A 15870-nucleotide genomic window follows, 5' to 3' on the forward strand; every position below is an offset into this window, starting at 1 on the left:
AGTGCGGACATGCTGCACCCGATCGGCGCATCCGGCGCCCCTGGCCTAAGCGAAGACTTAAGAGGTCTTGCCGGGTCATGTGACGGGAGACACGATGGCTCGCACCCAGCGTCGGGAGCGACATGCAGGTGCCTGCGCAGTTCGAGTACCAGCGCGCCACGAGCGTCGAGCACGCCATCGCGCTGCTGAACCGGCACGGGCCCGAGTCGCGTGTGGTGGCCGGCGGCCACAGCCTCATCCCGATGATGAAACTCCGGCTCGCACAGCCCGAGATGCTGATCGACATCAACGACCTGGCCGAGCTGGCCGAGCTCCATTTCCAGGAGGGCGTCCTGCGGCTGGGTGCGCTGCTGCGGCACGCCGACCTGCTGGCGTCACCCGAGGTCGGGCTGCTGTGCCCGATGCTGCACGACGCCGAACGCGTGATCGCCGACCCCGTCGTGCGTAACCGCGGCACGGTCGGCGGCTCGGTGTGCCAGGCCGATCCCTCCGAGGACCTCTCCGGCGCGTTCTGCGCGTTGCGTGCCGTGGCCGTCATCCGGGGGTGCTCGAACGCGGGCGAGGCGTACACGCGCACGGTGCCGATGCGCGAGTTCTTCACGGGCCCGTACCAGACGGTGGTGGCGGACGCCGAGCTGCTGGTGGAGCTGCAGGTGCCGATCTTCCCGGACGCCGGGAGCGCCTACGTGAAGGTGGACCGCCGGTCGGGGGACTGGGCGGTCGCCGCCGCGGCCGCGGTGGTGCGGCTCGACGACGACACGGTCACCGACGTGGGGATCGGGCTCACCGCCGTCGGGGCGCGGAACTTCGTGGCGCAGGAGGCGGAGGAGTACCTGCGCGGCCGCGCGGCTCGGGCCGAGCACTTCGCGGAGGCCGGACGGATCGCCGCGGAGCACTGCTCGCCTGCCGACGACCAGCGTGGCCCGGCCGACTACAAGCGGCACCTGGCGGGCGAGCTGACCGTGCGAGCGCTGGAGCGGGCGGTGGCCCGGGCGGGCCGGGGGGTGAAGTGGAGATCACGGTGACCGTCAACGGGCAGGAGCACACGCGGGAGGTCGAACCGCGGCTGCTGCTCGTCCACCTGCTCCGCGACGAGCTCGGCCTGACCGGCACGCACTGGGGCTGCGACACGTCCAACTGCGGGGCGTGCACCGTCTGGATGGACCGGATCCCCGTGAAGTCCTGCACCGTCCTCGCTGTGATGGCCGATGGGCGCGACGTGCACACCGTCGAGGGGCTGGAGACGCCGTTCGGGCTCGACCAGCTGCAGGTCTCGTTCATGGCCTGCCACGGGCTGCAGTGCGGATTCTGCACACCCGGGATGCTGATGACCGCGCGGTGGCTGCTGGACCGCAACCCCGACCCCACCGACACGCAGATCCGCGAGGCGATCTCCGGGCAGACGTGCCGGTGCACCGGCTACGAGAACATCGTGCGGTCGGTGCGGCACGCCGCCGAGGCGGAAGCGGAGCGGGCGTCGTGAGCGCGCTCCCGGCGGACCCTTCGCCGATCGGCCACGGGCGCATGCTCCGCAAGGAGGACGCCCGGTTCATCAGGGGCCGCGGCCAGTTCGTCGACGACGTGCAGCTGCCCGGCATGCTGCACGCAGCCGTGCTGCGCAGCCCGTACGCCCACGCCCGGATCCTGTCGGTCGACGCCAGCGCGGCCGAGTCGCACCCGAAGGTGCGCGCGGTGATCACCGGTGACCTGCTCGCGGAGCGGGGCCTGGCCTGGATGCCGACGCTCTCGCACGACGTTGCCGCGGTGCTCGCCACCGACAAGGTGCGCTACCAGGGCCAGGAGGTGGCGTTCGTCGTCGCGGAGAACCGGTACGCCGCACGTGACGCCCTCGCGCTGATCGACGTCGAGTACGAGCCGCTGCCTCCGGTGATCGATGCCCGCCGCGCGCTGGATCCCGACGCGCCGCTGGTGCGCGACGAGATCGACGGCCGCGCCGACAACCGTGTCTTCGACTGGGAGTCCGGGGACGCCGCCGCCACCGACGCGGCCTTCGCCGCCGCCGAGCACGTGAGCACCCTCGATCTGCTCTATCCACGGGTGCACCCCGCGCCGCTGGAGACGTGCGGCACCGTGGCGAGCGTCGACCGGGTGAGCGGCAAGCTCACGGTCTGGGGCACCACGCAGGCGCCGCACGCCCACCGCACCCTGTACTCGACGATCGCCGGAATCCCCGAGCACAAGATCCGGATCGTCGCCCCCGACATCGGCGGCGGGTTCGGCAACAAGGTCGGGATGTACCCCGGCTACCTCTGCGCGGTGGTCGGCTCCCGGCTCACCGGTGCGCCCGTGAAATGGACGGAGGACCGCTCGGAGAACCTCATGAGCACCTCCTTCGCCCGCGACTACCACATGAGCGGCGAGATAGCGGCCACGAAGGACGGGCGGATCCTGGGCCTGCGGGTGCGGGTGCTCGCCGACCACGGCGCGTTCAACGGCACGGCTCAGCCGTCGAAGTTCCCGGCCGGGTTCTTCCACATCTTCACCGGCTCCTACGACGTGCCCGCGGCGCACTGCCAGGTCACCGGCGTGTACACGAACAAGGCGCCCGGCGGGGTCGCCTATGCCTGCTCGTTCCGCGTGACCGAGGCGTCCTACCTGGTGGAGCGGCTGGTGGACGTGCTGGCCCACGATCTCGGGCTGGACCCTGCTGAGGTCCGGCGGCGCAACCTGCTGCGTCCCGAACAGTTCCCCTACCGATGTGCGACGGGCTGGGAGTACGACTCCGGCGACTACCCGCGCACCCTCGAGCTGGCCCTGGATCTCGCCGGGTACGACGAGCTGCGGCGCGAGCAGGCGCAACGGCGGCAGGAGCACGCGGAGACCGGGAACGGCACGCTGATGGGCGTCGGGATCAGCTTCTTCACCGAGGCCGTCGGCGCGGGCCCGCGCAAGGTGATGGACATCGCCGGTCTCGGCATGGCCGATGGCGCCGAGCTGCGCGTGCACCCGACGGGCTCGGCGGTGCTGCGGCTGTCGTGCATGTCGCAGGGCCAGGGCCACGAGACGACGTTCGCGCAGATCGTGGCCGAGGAGCTGGGTATCCCTCCCGACGAGGTGGAGGTCGTGCAGGGCGACACCGATCGCACGCCGTTCGGGCTGGGCACCTACGGCTCGCGGTCCACGCCCGTCTCGGGAGCGGCGGCGGTGCTGGCCGCGCGCAAGGTGCGCGAGCGCGCCCGGCTGGTGGCGGCCGCGGTGCTGGAGGTCGCGGCCAGCGACCTGGTGTGGGAGAAGGGTCGGTTCCACGTGCGCGGCGACCGCGCAGCCGGCGTCACGATGCGCGAGATCGCGCTGGCCGCCCACTCCGACCTCGATCTCCCCGACGGCGTCGAGGGACATCTGGACGCCACGTGCGTCTACAACCCGCCGAACCTGACGTTCCCGTGCGGCGCCTATGTCTGCGTCGTGGACGTCGATCCGGGTACCGGGCAGGTGAAGGTCCGCCGGTTCGTCGCGGTGGACGACTGCGGTGTGCGGATCAACCCGATGATCGTCGAGGGGCAGGTGCACGGCGGCCTGGCGGACGGGATCGGCATGGCGCTGATGGAGCTCATGGCGTTCGACCGCGACGGCAACCACCTGGGCGCGTCCTTCATGGACTACCTGCTCCCGACGTCCATGGAGTGCCCGTCGTGGGAGCTGGGGGAGACGGTGACGCCGTCGCCGCACCACCCCATCGGGGCCAAGGGTGTGGGGGAGTCGGCCACGGTCGGCTCGCCCGCCGCCGTCGTGAATGCGGTGCTGGACGCGATCGGGGTGCGGCACGCCGACATGCCGCTCACCCCGGCGCAGGTGTGGCGGGCCCTGCAGGGCGCCCCGCTGCGGACGGATCTGGCGATCGGAGAGCGATCATGAGAGCCGATTTGCTGTCCCGTGTGGACGGGCTGCGGTCCGGGCGCACCCCCTTCGTGCTGGCCACGGTGGTGCGGGCCGAGCGTCCGACGAGCGCGAAACCGGGAGACTGCGCGCTGGTGCTGGCCGACGGCACGATCGACGGCTTCGTGGGCGGCGCCTGCGCCGAGTCGACCGTGCGGTTGGAGAGTCTGCGACTGTTGCAGGCGGGGGAGTCGGGACTGCTGCGGATCACCCCGCGCGCGGGGGACGGCGGTACCGCCGAGGAAGGCGTGCGCACCGTGGGCAACCCGTGCCTGTCCGGCGGCACGCTGGAGATCTTCCTTGAGGCGATGATCCCGCCCGTCCTGGTGGTGGTGCACGGCGAGGCACCGGTGGCCAGGGCGCTGGTGCGGGTCGGGCACGCCCTGGACTGGGACGTGCGCGCGGGCGTCGATCCGGACGCACCGATCGCCCCGGACACCGCCGCTGTCGTCGTCGCCTCGCACGGGCGTGGCGAGGCACCCGTGCTGCGGGCGGCGCTCCGCGCGGAGGTGCCCTACGTGGCGCTGGTGGCGAGCAGGCGCCGAGCGGCGGGGGTGCTCGACGACCTGGCGGCGCAGGGGGTGCCCGCCGGGCAGCGCGAGCGGATCCACGCCCCCGCAGGCCTGGACATCGGGGCGCGGACGGCCCCGGAGATCGCGTTGTCGGTGTTCGCGGAGATCGTTGCGCAGAGCCCGCGGGTGGTGCTGCCGGCGAGCGGTCCCGCGGACGTTCCTGCGGCCGGGGAGCCGGCGGTGGCGATCGACCCGGTCTGCGGGATGGAGGTGGCCGTGACCACGGCGAGCATCTCCGCCCAGCACGACGGCGAGACGGCCTACTTCTGCGGGACCGGCTGCCGGCAGGCCTTCCTCGACGATCCGCAGCGGTTCGCCCGGTGAGCGACGGGGGCGCGATCACCGACGTCGACGGCCTGGCCGCCGCGCTCGACCGCACCGCCTACCTCGCCGACGAGGCACTTGCCACCGCGCTGTTCCTGGCGGTGCGGATGCGCCAGCCGATCCTGCTGGAGGGCGAGCCGGGGGTCGGCAAGACGTCCGCGGCCGTGGCGCTCGCGGCCGCGCTCGACACGCCGCTGCTGCGGGTGCAGTGCTACGAGGGCCTCACCGCGGCCGAGGCGCTCTACGAGTGGAACTACCCCCGCCAGCTGCTGGCCATCCGGCTGGCGGAGGCCCGCGGCACCGACCTCGCCGACGCCGACCTGTTCACCGAGGACTACCTGCTCGCCCGCCCGCTGCTCGCCGCGATCACGCATCCGGGCCCGGGCCCCGCGGTGCTGCTCGTCGACGAGATCGACCGCGCCGACGACGAGTTCGAGGCGTTCCTCTTCGAGGCGCTCGCCGAGTCGGCCGTGACGATCCCGGAGTTGGGGACGCGCCGCGCCACCGTCGCGCCGGTGGTCGTGCTCACCTCGAACCGCACTCGTGACCTGCACGACGCCCTCAAGCGCCGCTGTCTCTACCACTGGATCGGCTATCCCGACGGCGAGCGGGTCGAGGAGATCGTGCGGCGCCGCGTGCCGGAGGCGGCGGGCTGGCTGGCGGCGCAGGTGACGGGTGCAGTGCAGCGCCTACGCGGCCTGGATCTGCAGAAACAACCAGGTGTGGCCGAGGCGATCAGCTGGACGAGGGCACTGGACGCCCTCGGCGTCGAGCAGTTGGACGCGGTGGCGGCCGAGCGCACCCTCGGCGCGGTGCTGAAGTACGAGGAGGACGCCCGGCTCGCGCACGCGACGGGCCTCGACACCCTGATCAGCGGTGCTGGATGACCCCCGGCGACCTCCCGGCGCTGGTGGCTCGCTTCACCGCGGAGTGCCACGCCGCAGGCCTGCCGGTGGGACCGGAGCGGGCGCAGCGGCTCGCCCGTGCCGTTGTCGAGGTGTCCCCGGCCACCACACAGCGGCTCTACTGGTGCGCGCTGGCCACGCTGGTGTCCGATCCCGCGCAGATCCCGGTGCTCGACGCCGTGTTCGACAGGGTCTTCCGCGGTAGCGATCCGCCGGTGTTCCGCGGGGATCCCAACGCTCCGCTGCTCCGTGACGATCCGTTGGTCGCGTCCGTTGCCCGCGGAGGGGAGGCGGCCGGTGGGCCTGCGCGGGTCGGGGGTGGTACCTCGTCCGGGTCGGATGCGGCGCCGTCGGAGGTGCCCGTGCCGGCTCTCGCCTCGGCCACCGAGCGGCTCGGCGGGCGGGAGTTCGACGCGCTGTCGCCCGTCGAGCTCGCCCGGCTCGCCGAGGCGATGCGCGCGCTGCGCGTCGCCACGCCGGTACGCCGCTCACGCCGCACCCGCGTTGCCGCCCACGGCGACCGGCTCGATCTTCGCCGGACCCTGCGGTCGGCCCGTCGCACCGCGGGCGACCCCGTGGCGCTCGCCCGCCGTCGCCGTCGCCTGCGGCCGCGACGGCTCGTCGTGCTCTGCGACATCTCCGGGTCGATGGCGCCCTACGCCCGGGCGCTGATCCAACTCCTCTACTGCGCGGCGGGAGCCGAGCGTGCCGAGGTGTTCACCTTCGCCACCCGCCTGACCAGGCTGACCAGGGCGCTGGCTCGCTCCAGCCCCGCCGTCGCGCTGGACCGGGCGGCACGGCTCGCACCGGACTGGTCGGGCGGCACCCGCATCGGGGAGGCGCTGCACCGGTTCAACGACGAGTACGGCCGGCGCGGGCTGGCGCGCGGTGCCGTGGTGCTCATCCTGTCCGACGGGTGGGAGACCAGTGACCCGCAGTTGCTGCGCGGGGAGATGGCCCGCCTGCGGCAGGTGGCGTACCGGATCGTCTGGGCCAACCCCCGGACCAGGCACCCGGACTACCGCCCCCTGGCAGGCGGCATGGCGGCGGCGTGGCCGTACTGCGACGAGGTGGTCAGCGCACACAGCCTCGACGCGCTCGGCGAGCTGGTCGCCGCGCTGGCCGGCCCCAGGGTCTGAGGCCCGGTCAGCTCCAGGCGCGCGCCGAGCGCTCCGACCAGTAGTCGGCGGGTCGTTCGGCGAGCTCGCCCAGCTCGGCCAGCACGTCGGCCGGCAGCTGTACCTGCTCGGCAGCGGCATTGCTCGCGACCTGCGCAGGGTCGACTCCACCGGAGAGCACGCACCACGTCCACGGCTGGGCCAGCGCCGCAGCGATCGCAAGCTGGTCGAGGGGGATGCCGAGCCGCTCGGCGACCTCCACCACGCGAGGCGGGGTGTCGGGCGCGCCGGGGGTGAGGCGCCCGTTCGCCACCGCCTCCTTGACGATCACCCGCGCGCCACGGGCGGCGGCCTCGGCGAGCGCGGGGCCGACGGAGGGTTCGAGCAGGTTCCAGGTGGACTGGATCGAGGTGAAGAGCGGGGCGCCGCCCACCTCCACGTCCAACGCCTTGAGCACCGCCTCCGGCTGCGCCGGTCCCGAGGTGGAGACGCCCACCCGCACCCCGCGGTCGCGCAGCGCCGCCATCGCCTCGTGCAGCTCGACGTCGTCCAGCACACCGGTGTCCAGAGTGGCCGAATGCACGTGGTAGACGTCCAACCGGGATCCGAGCAGGGCCTCGGTCTCCGCCAGCTGCTCGGTGAACGCGGCCAGCGAGTGGTCCTTCACCTCGTGCACGGGAGCGTCGAGGCGCCACTCACCGACGTACCGGTAGCCCCATTTCGACCCGACGACCACGTCGTCGATCTCGGGGTGCGCAGCCAGCCACTCGGCGAGGAACTCCTCCGCTCGGCCGTAGGAGCGCGCCGCGTCCAGGTAGCGCATACCGGCGGCGTAGGCCGCGTCGAGCACTGCCGCGGTACGGTCCCGCAGCTCCTCAACGGCGCGGTGTGTGCCCAGGTCGTGAGCCCGTCCGGAGTTGATGTACGCGGGCCGCCCGACAGCGGCCAGCCCGATGCCCACACCCACCGGCCGGGTCGGATCGGTAGTGCCTGCACCCACAGCGGCGTAGCTTACGCCCGCAGGTTGTTGCACGTTCACCGATGATCGTCGAAGAGGTGCCGCCGTGAAGAAGCTGATCAACGATCCGGGCGACGTCGTCTCCGAAGCGCTGCTGGGAATGGCCGCGGCGCATCCCGAGCTGCGCATCGACCACGAGAACAAGATCGTCTACCGGGCCGACGCGCCGGTTCAGGGCAAGGTCGCGCTGGTGTCCGGCGGCGGGTCCGGACACGAACCGCTGCACGGGGGTTTCGTCGGGCCGGGCATGCTCGACGCCGCCTGCGCGGGTGAGGTTTTCACCTCACCGGTACCCGACCAGGTGATGGCGGCCACCCGCGGCGTCGACGGCGGCGCAGGCGTGCTGCACATCGTCAAGAACTACACCGGCGACGTGATGAACTTCGAGATGGCGGCCGAGCTCGCCGCCGCCGAGACGGGCGTCGAGGTCGACGCCGTGATCACCGACGACGACGTCGCCGTGCAGGACAGCCTCTACACCGCCGGGCGGCGCGGGGTCGGTATCACCGTCGCGGTGGAGAAGATCGCCGGTGCGGCGGCCGACGAGGGGCGCGATCTGGCAGGCGTGGCCGAGGTCGCCCGCCGCGTCAACGCCAACGGCCGCAGCATGGGCATGGCGCTCACCTCGTGCATCGTCCCTGCCGCCGGGCACCCGACCTTCGACCTGCCCGACGACCAGATCGAGATCGGCATCGGCATCCACGGGGAGCCCGGACGGCGTCGCGTGCCAGCAGCGCCGGCACGCGAGGTGGCCGAGATGCTCGTCGAGCCGATCCTCGCCGACCTCGACTTCACCGGCGGCGACGGCGTCCTCGCTTTCGTGAACGGGATGGGTGGCACGCCCCTGCTGGAGCTGTACCTCATGTACAACGAGGTGGCGGCGATCCTCGCGAAGTCCGGCGTGACGGTCGCCCGGTCGCTGGTGGGGCCCTACATCACGAGCCTGGAGATGGCGGGCTGCTCGGTGACGTTGCTGAAGCTGGACGACGAGCTGCTGCGGCTCTGGGACGCTCCGGTCCGCACCCCCGGGCTGCGGTGGGGCGTCTGACGCGCCGGAGCGTGTAGGACGGGAGCGTGATGGCCGACTCGACCGCGACGATCGACGCCGCACTGATGGACCGCTGGATCCGCGCGTTCGCGGCGGCGGTCGCCGAGAACGCGGAGATGCTCACCCGGCTCGACGCCGCGATCGGCGACGCCGACCACGGGTCCAACCTGGCCCGCGGGATGAAGGCGGTGCTCGCGAAGCTCGACGGGAGCCCCCCGGAAAACCCGGCCGCCTTGCTGAAGCTCACCGGGATGACGCTCGTCAGCTCGGTGGGAGGCGCGAGCGGTGCGCTCTACGGCACGTTCTTCCTGCGGATGGCCACCGCGGCCGGCACCGCCGAGTCGCTCGACCAGGCCGGCTTCGCCGCGGCGCTGCGGGCCGGGGTCGACGGCATCGTGGCCCGCGGTAAGGCCGAGGCGGGCGACAAGACCATGTACGACGCACTCGCCCCCGCCGTCGACGCGCTCGACGGCGCGCTGGACGGCAAGGACTTTCCGGCCGCGCTGCGGGCTGCCTCCGACGCGGCCGCCACCGGGCGCGACGCCACCACCCCGCTGCAGGCCCGCAAGGGCCGGGCGAGCTATCTCGGGGAGCGCAGCATCGGCCACCAGGACCCAGGCGCCACGTCGGCGGCTCTGCTGATCGCCGCGGCGGCGGACACGCTGGCATGAGCTGCATCTCGGCGCGGGAGGGTTCGTGACGGCGCCGGTCGGCCTGGTCGTCGTCTCGCACAGCGCCGCGCTCGCGGCGGCGGCGGTGGAGCTGGCCCGGGAGATGGCGCCGGGGGAGCTGCCGATCGAGGTGGCAGCCGGGGTGGCCGACGGCGGGCTCGGCACGGATGCCGTGGCCATCGCGGGGGCGATCGGCGCAGCCGACACCGGGTCGGGCGTGGTCGTGCTGATGGACCTCGGCAGCGCCGTGCTCTCCGCGGAGCTTGCGCTCGAACTGCTCGACGACCCGGCCTCGCGCGAGCGCGTGCTGCTCTGCCCCGCCCCGCTGGTCGAAGGGCTGGTCGTCGCCGCGGTGGCGGCGTCGGGCGGCGCCGACCGGGCGGAGGTGGCGGCGGAGGCCGCCGGGGCGCTCGACGGGAAGCTCGCGCAGCTCGCGGCGGACGAGCCGGCCGCACCGGTCACCGCGGCACCGGAGACGGAGGCGCTGCCCGCGCCCGCGGAGCAGTCGGAGATCGTCGAGAGCTTCGAGGTCGCGAACCCGCACGGCCTGCACGCCCGGCCGGCGGCCCGGCTGGTCGCGCTCGTCCGCGAGCTGGACGGCTCCGGTGTGCGGCTGCGCAACGCGACCACCGGCTCGCCCTGGGCGCCTGCCACGAGCCTCGCCCGCGTCACCACGATCGGAGCGCTGCGCGGCCACCGCGTCGAGGTCGCGGCCTCGGGCGAGCGGGCCCAGGACGTGGTTGACGCCGTGCTGGAGCTCGCCGCCCGCGGCTTCGACGAGACGGCTGCGCCCGGCACCGCGGCACCCGAACCTGCCCCCCGCCTTCCCGCGAGTCGCCCGGTTCCCGCGGTCGGGTCGCCCCGGCCCGGCGGGCCGCTTCCCGCGTCGCCGGGGGTCGCGATCGGGCCCAAGCGTGCGGACGTTCCCGCTCCCGTCGTGGTGCCGGACGAGCCGGGCAGCGATCCGGCCACCGAGCAGGGCAGGCTCGATGCGGCGATCGCCACGGTCGCGGGCGAGATCCGCGACGGTCGTGACACGGCCGCCCGCGAGCTGGGACCGGCCGAGGCGGCGATCTTCGACGCGCATCTCCTCCTGCTCGACGACCCCGATGTGGTCGAGGAGGCCAGGGCCGCCGTCGCGGCGGGGGCGTCGGCCCCGCAGGCTTGGTCCGACGCCACCGCGCGGGCGGCCGCGGAGTTCGACGCGCTGCCCGATCCCTACCTCGCCGCCCGCGCCGCCGACGTCCGTGCCGTCGCGCAGCAGGTGCTCCGCACCCTCGTCGGGGTGCCGGACGCCCTGGCCGATCCGGATGACGGGCCACCAACCGTCCTCGTCGCGGCCGACCTCACCCCGGCGCGGGCCGCGGCGCTCGACCCTGCACGCGTGGCGGGTGTGGTGCTCGCCGGTGGGAGCCCTACCGCTCACAGCGCGATCCTGCTGCGGGCCCGCGGTGTACCCGCGGTTCTCGGCGCCGGTCCGGCGATCCTGGACGTCCGGGACGGCACGCTGCTCGCGCTCGACGGTGCTGCGGGCGAGCTCCTCGTCGACCCCGAACCCGACGCCGTGGCGTCGTTCCGCGATCGTGCTGCCGCGCAGGCGGAACGTGAGCTGGAGGCCCGCGAGCGCTCGTCCGCCCCGGCGGTCACGCGCGACGGCGTCGACGTTCTTGTCGGGGCGAACGTCGGATCCCCTGCCGACGCCACGGCGGCCGCGGACGCGGGAGCCGATCTTGTCGGGCTGGTGCGCACCGAGTTCCTCTTCCTCGACCGGGCCGCCGCCCCCGACGTCGACGAGCAGGAGGCGGCCTACCGCGCCGTCGCCACCGCCCTCGGTGGGAAGCGCATCACGCTGCGCACCCTCGACGTCGGCGGCGACAAGCCGCTCCCGTACCTGCCGCTGCCCGCCGAGGCCAACCCGTTCCTCGGCCTGCGTGGTATCCGGCTCGCCACGTCGTTCCCCGAACTGCTGGCCGACCAACTCCTGGCCATGGTCCGGGTCGCCCACGACACGCCGGTGAGCGTGATGTTCCCGATGGTCGCGACCGTCGAGGAGCTTCTCGCCGCCCGCCGCTCGCTGGACGAGGCGATCGCCCGCGATGGCCGGGGCACCCCGCCCGGCCTGGAGGTGGGGATCATGGTCGAGGTACCGGCGGCGGCGTTGAAGGCGGCCGCATTCGTGCCGCACGTCGACTTCTTCAGCATCGGTACCAACGACCTCACCCAGTACACGCTGGCTGCCGAGCGGGGCAATCCGGCGGTCGCCACCGTGGCCGATCCGCTCGATCCGGGCGTGCTCCGGCTAGTCGACGCTGTGTGCCGGGCGGCGGGGGAGCAGGTGCTCGTGGCCGTCTGCGGCGAGGCGGCGGCCGACCCGCTCGCGGCGCAGTTGCTGGTGGGGCTCGGGGTGCGGGAGCTGAGCGTGGCGGCGCCCGCGGTGGCCGGGGTGAAGCAGGTGGTCCGCGAGGTCGAGTCGGCCCGTGCGGCGGAGCGGGCAGCGGCCGCCCTGACCGCGAGCGGCCCGGCCGAGGTCCGCCGCTGATCGCTACCCCACGGGGCTGCTCTCCTGTCCGGTGACGGCCGCGGGAACGCCGGGCTGGACTGCCGCTCGACCATGATCGGCAGACCGGGGTCGGAAACCGGGCGATACACGGCTGCGAGGGCCCGAACGACGATCATCACCGGACAGACGAGCCGACCGACCCCGCCTCAGCCGGGCGGCTGCCCGCGCCCATCCGGGAGGCATACGGCGGTTGGGCAGCACTGACGATCACCGCCAGCGGCGAGCCGGTGCACGGGTGTCGTTCCAGGCCCGGACGTCGGCGTCGACAGCGCGGACCAAGCGGGCGGCCCACTAGATCCTGACCCGCTGCGCGTAGTCGGGGAGGGTGATGTTCCCGGCCTTCGCGAACTGGGCGGCGATCAGGGGACGCAGCGGCCAGCGGGTCATCCACCGCATCGATGCCGTCCTGACGGCGATGTCGAGCCGGCTGCTCGGAGCGAACCCGCCGATGCCGCCGGGCGGGAGCTTCTGTCCGTCCGTCACGTAGGGGCGCATGATCTGCTCGTAGCGGGCGAACGCCATGCGGTGATCGCCGCGGGCGGTCGCGAGTTCCCCGGCGAGCACGTAGGCGCCGACGAGGGCGAGGCTCGTGCCCAGGCCGGTGAGCGGGCTCGGGCAGTAGCCCGCGTCGCCGAGGAGTGCGACCCGGCCCGCCGACCAGCGGTCGAGGTGCACCTGGCCCATCGAGTCGAACGAGAAGTCCGCTGCCTCGTGCATCGCCGCGACGAGCCGCGGAGCCTCCCATCCGACGCCCGCCAAGCGCCGGGCCACGATGTCCCGCTGCTGGGCGATGTTCCGGCGGTCGTAGGAGATCGGGTCCGAGCGGAAGCTGAGGCCTGCCTTGATCTCGTGCGGGAGCCGGCCGGGCCGGGCCGACGCCACGAGCCCGCCGGGGGCGTTGTGCATGAGGTACCAGCCGTCGAGATCGATATCGGCGGGCGCGGTGAACCATGCGGTGTAGCCGCCGATCGGACGGACCGCGGCCGACTCCGGTCCGAAGGCGAGCGCCCGGACCGTCGAGTGCAGCCCGTCGGCGCCGATGACCAGTCCGAAGCGGCGCGGCGCCGCCTTCTCGAAGGTGACCGTGACGCCGTCGTCGTCCTGGTCGATTCCGGTGATCGTGTCGTCGAACAGGTGCTCGGTGCCCGGGAGGCTCGCGCGGTGGAGGACCTCGGCGAGGTCGCCGCGCAGGACCTCGATCTCCGAGACGATGCCCTCGCCGCCGAAGGCGTCGGCTCCCAGCCGGGCCTTGATCCGGCCCTTGTCGTCGACGTACGCGATGCCGCGCTGGTCGAGGGCGACGGCCCGGACGTCGTCCATGAGCCCCATGCGCTCCACGACGGTGCGTCCCGCGCCCCGCAGGTCGACGGCCTGGCCGCCGGGCCGTGGCGTGGGCGCCCGTTCGACGACGGTGGGAGTGAAGCCGTTCTCGCGTAGCCAGTACGCAAGCGCGGGTCCGGCGATGCTCGCTCCGGAGATGAGGATGTTCGTGTTCTGCATGTGCAGGAGCGTACGACGTACATACACTTCAGATCAAGCCATCTAGCTGCGAGAATAATCAGATCAGGTGCACTAGTACGGGCCTTCTGGGGCCGACCTGCCTCGACGGGTCGCCGGGGAGTGGCTACCCTCGGCCGGAGCCGAAGTGCACTAGTACGGAGGGGATCGTGGAGAACAGTCCGCCCTATGCGCGGATCGTCGCCGAGCTGCGCCGCCGAATCGAGACGGGTGAGCTCGCGCCCGGCGACCGGGTGCCGTCCACCCGGGAGATCACCCGGAGCTTCGGCGTCGCCATGGCGACCGCGACCAAGGCGCTGGGCGTGCTGCGCCAGGAGGGGCTGGTACGCGCTGTGCCCGGTTCGGGCACCGTGGTGGAGACCCGCCCGGGGACGACGCCGCCCCGCACGGTCGTGCCCCCGGCAGCCTCGGAAGCCTCACCCGAACCGGCCCGGTCCCGCGTCCGCCCCGCACCCGATGCCGCCCTGACCCCCGAGCGGATCGTCGCCGTCGCCGTCGCCATCGCCGACACCGAAGGGCTCGACGGCCTGTCGATGCGACGGGTGGCCGCGGAGCTGGGGGCGGCCACGATGGCCCTCTACCGGCACGTCGTCGACAAGGACGACCTCGTGCTGCGGATGTTGGACGCCGCGCTGGGCGAGTGGCGGGCGCCTGTGGACGCCCCGGACGGATGGCGGCCCCGGCTCGAGATCGCGGGGCGCACGCTGTGGGCCTTGTTCCGCCGCCACCCGTGGCTCGCCCCGGCGATGTCGATGACGCGGCCGCAGGCCGTCGCCGGAGGGCTGGCCCTGTCCGAGTGGACGCTGGCCGCGCTCGACGGCAGCGGTGCCGACCACACCACGGTGATGACGGCGTACCTCACGCTCGTCAACTATGTGCGTGGAACGGGGGTGAACCTCGAACCGGAGGCGGAGGCGGAGGCGGCCACCGGGCTCAACCCCGACCAATGGATGGACACCCAGGAAGCAGCCATCCGCTCGGTCCTCGGCGACGGCCGCTTCCCGACATTCGAGCGCGTGCTCTCCACCCCGTACGACTTCGACCTGGACGTCCTCTTCGAGTTCGGCCTGCAACGCCTTCTCGACGGCTTCGCCCTCGTGATCCCTACACCTGCGGCGTGATCTCGCTCAGGGTCTTCGACGAGCGCACGGCGGCGGCCAGGTCGACCAGTGCCGAGCCGTGCGTCGCGGCGATGGTGGCGCTGCCCTCGGTGAGGGTGCTGCGATCGAGGAAGCCGCCGTGGTCGAAGTACAGCCCCGGGGACAGCACCTGCACAGCGAAGAAGTTCGCGAGCACGTTGCGCAGGTCGCCGAGGGCGAGGAAGTGGTGGGCGCTGGCGCCGGTGAGCACGATGGCCGCCGCCTTGCCCTGCAGCGGAGCGGTGGTCTCGCCCCACTTGCCGCGCTCGGTGCCCTCGAGCAGCCCCTTCAGCAGCGCGCTGTACGTGGCCCGGTAGACCGGGCTGCCCAGCACCACGGCGTCGGCGGTCTCGATCGCGGCGACCACCTCCGAGTGCGGCGTGAAGGCGAGCTCGACCAGCGTGGTGGCGGCGCCTGCCGCGGCTGCGCCGCTGAGGATGCCGGCGATCGCGGTGCTGGTGCGCCCGCCGGCTTCCGGGCCGCCGGCGATGCCGAGCACTGACAGGGATCCGGGTGAGCGCTCGGTCATGGAGTTTCCTTCGGGTCGGCTGTGACGCTGTAGCGGCCGCGGTAGTACAGCAGAGGCAGCCGCGCCGGATCGGCACCGAGGTCGTTCACCAGGCCGACGGCGATCGTGTGGTCACCGCCGTCGTACTCGTTCCACAAGGCGCAGTCGATCCACGCGGTGACCCCGTCGAGGATCGGCGTGCCGGACGGGGCGGGCTGCCACCCGACCCCGGCGAACTTGTCCACACCGGAGCGGGCGAACCCGTTGCTGATCTCCTGGTGGTCGGCGGCGAGGACGTTGACGCAGAACGCGCCGAGCTCGCGGATCCGCGGCCAGGTCGACGACGAGCGGGCCGGTGCGAAGCTGATCAGCGGCGGATCGAGCGACAGCGATGCGAAGGACTGGCACGTGAACCCGATCGGCCCATCGGGGCCGGTGGCGGTGACGACCACGATGCCGGACACGAAGTGGCCGAGCACCTCCCGCATGACGGCCGGAGAGACGGGGCCGGGCGGTGCGCTCATGAACCGAGCGTAAGTCGCCGATGCCGTGCGCGGTGATGTCGGCGTGGGGGAACCCACATCGGACGTGG

General features: G+C 73.2%; 14 protein-coding genes. 10 read left to right on the forward strand and 4 right to left on the reverse strand.

Annotation, left to right across the window (positions count from 1 at the left end):
• The first annotated feature begins 122 nt into the window (after positions 1–122).
• From ACQPZQ_RS13035 to ACQPZQ_RS13060, 6 genes are read left to right on the forward strand one after another with little or no spacing between them, the layout of a single operon-like run.
• Entirely contained in the window at positions 123–1025 is a 903-nt protein-coding gene (locus tag ACQPZQ_RS13035; protein WP_433295385.1) for an FAD binding domain-containing protein, read from the forward strand.
• A complete protein-coding gene (locus ACQPZQ_RS13040; protein WP_241039307.1) occupies positions 1010–1483 on the forward strand; it encodes a (2Fe-2S)-binding protein in 474 nt (157 codons plus the stop codon). The genes ACQPZQ_RS13035 and ACQPZQ_RS13040 overlap by 16 nt, the downstream gene beginning before the upstream one ends.
• Positions 1484–1524: 41 nt before the next feature.
• Entirely contained in the window at positions 1525–3876 is a 2352-nt protein-coding gene (locus ACQPZQ_RS13045; protein WP_433299166.1) for an aerobic carbon-monoxide dehydrogenase large subunit, read from the forward strand.
• Positions 3873–4793 carry an XdhC family protein gene (locus ACQPZQ_RS13050; protein ID WP_433295388.1) on the forward strand — a complete coding sequence of 307 codons (921 nt, stop codon included), beginning with the start codon at positions 3873–3875 and terminating at the stop codon, positions 4791–4793. Before ACQPZQ_RS13045 ends, ACQPZQ_RS13050 begins: the two co-directional genes overlap by 4 nt.
• Complete coding sequence (locus ACQPZQ_RS13055) at positions 4790–5680, forward strand: AAA family ATPase (protein ID WP_433295390.1); 891 nt, start codon at positions 4790–4792, stop codon at positions 5678–5680. The genes ACQPZQ_RS13050 and ACQPZQ_RS13055 overlap by 4 nt, the downstream gene beginning before the upstream one ends.
• On the forward strand, positions 5677–6837 hold the full coding sequence (locus tag ACQPZQ_RS13060) for a vWA domain-containing protein (protein ID WP_433295392.1): 1161 nt from the start codon (positions 5677–5679) through the stop codon (positions 6835–6837). Before ACQPZQ_RS13055 ends, ACQPZQ_RS13060 begins: the two co-directional genes overlap by 4 nt.
• A gap of 7 nt (positions 6838–6844) precedes the next feature.
• Here ACQPZQ_RS13060 and ACQPZQ_RS13065 read toward each other — a convergent pair whose 3' ends face one another.
• The gene (locus tag ACQPZQ_RS13065; protein ID WP_433295394.1) at positions 6845–7816 is read right to left on the reverse strand and encodes an aldo/keto reductase; all 972 of its coding nucleotides are present in this window, start codon (positions 7814–7816) and stop codon (positions 6845–6847) included.
• 64 nt (positions 7817–7880) lie between these two features.
• Here ACQPZQ_RS13065 and dhaK point away from each other — a divergent pair, with 64 nt between their 5' ends.
• The 3 genes from dhaK to ptsP are packed head-to-tail and all read left to right on the forward strand — an operon-like array spanning position 7881 to position 12092.
• The gene (dhaK, locus tag ACQPZQ_RS13070; protein ID WP_433295396.1) at positions 7881–8882 is read left to right on the forward strand and encodes a dihydroxyacetone kinase subunit DhaK; all 1002 of its coding nucleotides are present in this window, start codon (positions 7881–7883) and stop codon (positions 8880–8882) included.
• Between the two features lie 29 nt (positions 8883–8911).
• Positions 8912–9553, forward strand: coding sequence for a dihydroxyacetone kinase subunit DhaL (gene dhaL, locus ACQPZQ_RS13075; RefSeq protein WP_433295398.1), 642 nt, complete (start codon positions 8912–8914; stop codon positions 9551–9553).
• Between the two features lie 25 nt (positions 9554–9578).
• Positions 9579–12092, forward strand: coding sequence for a phosphoenolpyruvate--protein phosphotransferase (gene ptsP, locus ACQPZQ_RS13080; protein ID WP_433295400.1), 2514 nt, complete (start codon positions 9579–9581; stop codon positions 12090–12092).
• A 312-nt stretch (positions 12093–12404) separates the two neighbouring features.
• Here ptsP and ACQPZQ_RS13085 read toward each other — a convergent pair whose 3' ends face one another.
• Positions 12405–13613: an FAD-dependent monooxygenase gene (locus tag ACQPZQ_RS13085; RefSeq protein ID WP_433295402.1), complete on the reverse strand. Its 1209-nt coding sequence runs from the start codon at positions 13611–13613 to the stop codon at positions 12405–12407.
• A gap of 167 nt (positions 13614–13780) precedes the next feature.
• Between ACQPZQ_RS13085 and ACQPZQ_RS13090 the strand changes: the two genes are divergently transcribed.
• Positions 13781–14752, forward strand: a complete 972-nt coding sequence (locus ACQPZQ_RS13090; protein ID WP_433295404.1) for a GntR family transcriptional regulator — start codon at positions 13781–13783, stop codon at positions 14750–14752.
• On the opposite strand, the gene ACQPZQ_RS13095 is transcribed toward ACQPZQ_RS13090, so the two are convergent.
• Positions 14736–15299, reverse strand: a complete 564-nt coding sequence (locus tag ACQPZQ_RS13095) for an NAD(P)H-dependent oxidoreductase (RefSeq protein WP_344724046.1) — start codon at positions 15297–15299, stop codon at positions 14736–14738. The two genes, ACQPZQ_RS13090 and ACQPZQ_RS13095, sit on opposite strands and share 17 nt — an antisense overlap.
• Positions 15296–15802 (reverse strand): flavin reductase family protein, encoded by a 507-nt coding sequence (locus tag ACQPZQ_RS13100; protein WP_241039320.1) that lies wholly within the window; start codon positions 15800–15802, stop codon positions 15296–15298. Before ACQPZQ_RS13100 ends, ACQPZQ_RS13095 begins: the two co-directional genes overlap by 4 nt.
• Positions 15803–15870: the final 68 nt, after the last annotated feature.

Source organism: Pseudonocardia sp. CA-142604, from assembly GCF_050948475.1.
Classification (GTDB): domain Bacteria; phylum Actinomycetota; class Actinomycetes; order Mycobacteriales; family Pseudonocardiaceae; genus Pseudonocardia; species Pseudonocardia alaniniphila.

What these genes read in the sequence shown, in the direction of transcription:
- ACQPZQ_RS13085 (WP_433295402.1), bottom strand. Translation starts at nt 13,613, where the DNA reads ATGCAGAACACGAACATCCTCATCTCCGGAGCGAGCATCGCCGGACCC.
- ACQPZQ_RS13060 (WP_433295392.1), top strand. Translation starts at nt 5,677, where the DNA reads ATGACCCCCGGCGACCTCCCGGCGCTGGTGGCTCGCTTCACCGCGGAG.
- ACQPZQ_RS13035 (WP_433295385.1), top strand. Translation starts at nt 123, where the DNA reads ATGCAGGTGCCTGCGCAGTTCGAGTACCAGCGCGCCACGAGCGTCGAG.
- ACQPZQ_RS13050 (WP_433295388.1), top strand. Translation starts at nt 3,873, where the DNA reads ATGAGAGCCGATTTGCTGTCCCGTGTGGACGGGCTGCGGTCCGGGCGC.
- ACQPZQ_RS13100 (WP_241039320.1), bottom strand. Translation starts at nt 15,802, where the DNA reads ATGAGCGCACCGCCCGGCCCCGTCTCTCCGGCCGTCATGCGGGAGGTG.
- dhaL (WP_433295398.1), top strand. Translation starts at nt 8,912, where the DNA reads ATGGCCGACTCGACCGCGACGATCGACGCCGCACTGATGGACCGCTGG.
- ACQPZQ_RS13045 (WP_433299166.1), top strand. Translation starts at nt 1,525, where the DNA reads ATGCTCCGCAAGGAGGACGCCCGGTTCATCAGGGGCCGCGGCCAGTTC.
- ACQPZQ_RS13095 (WP_344724046.1), bottom strand. Translation starts at nt 15,299, where the DNA reads ATGACCGAGCGCTCACCCGGATCCCTGTCAGTGCTCGGCATCGCCGGC.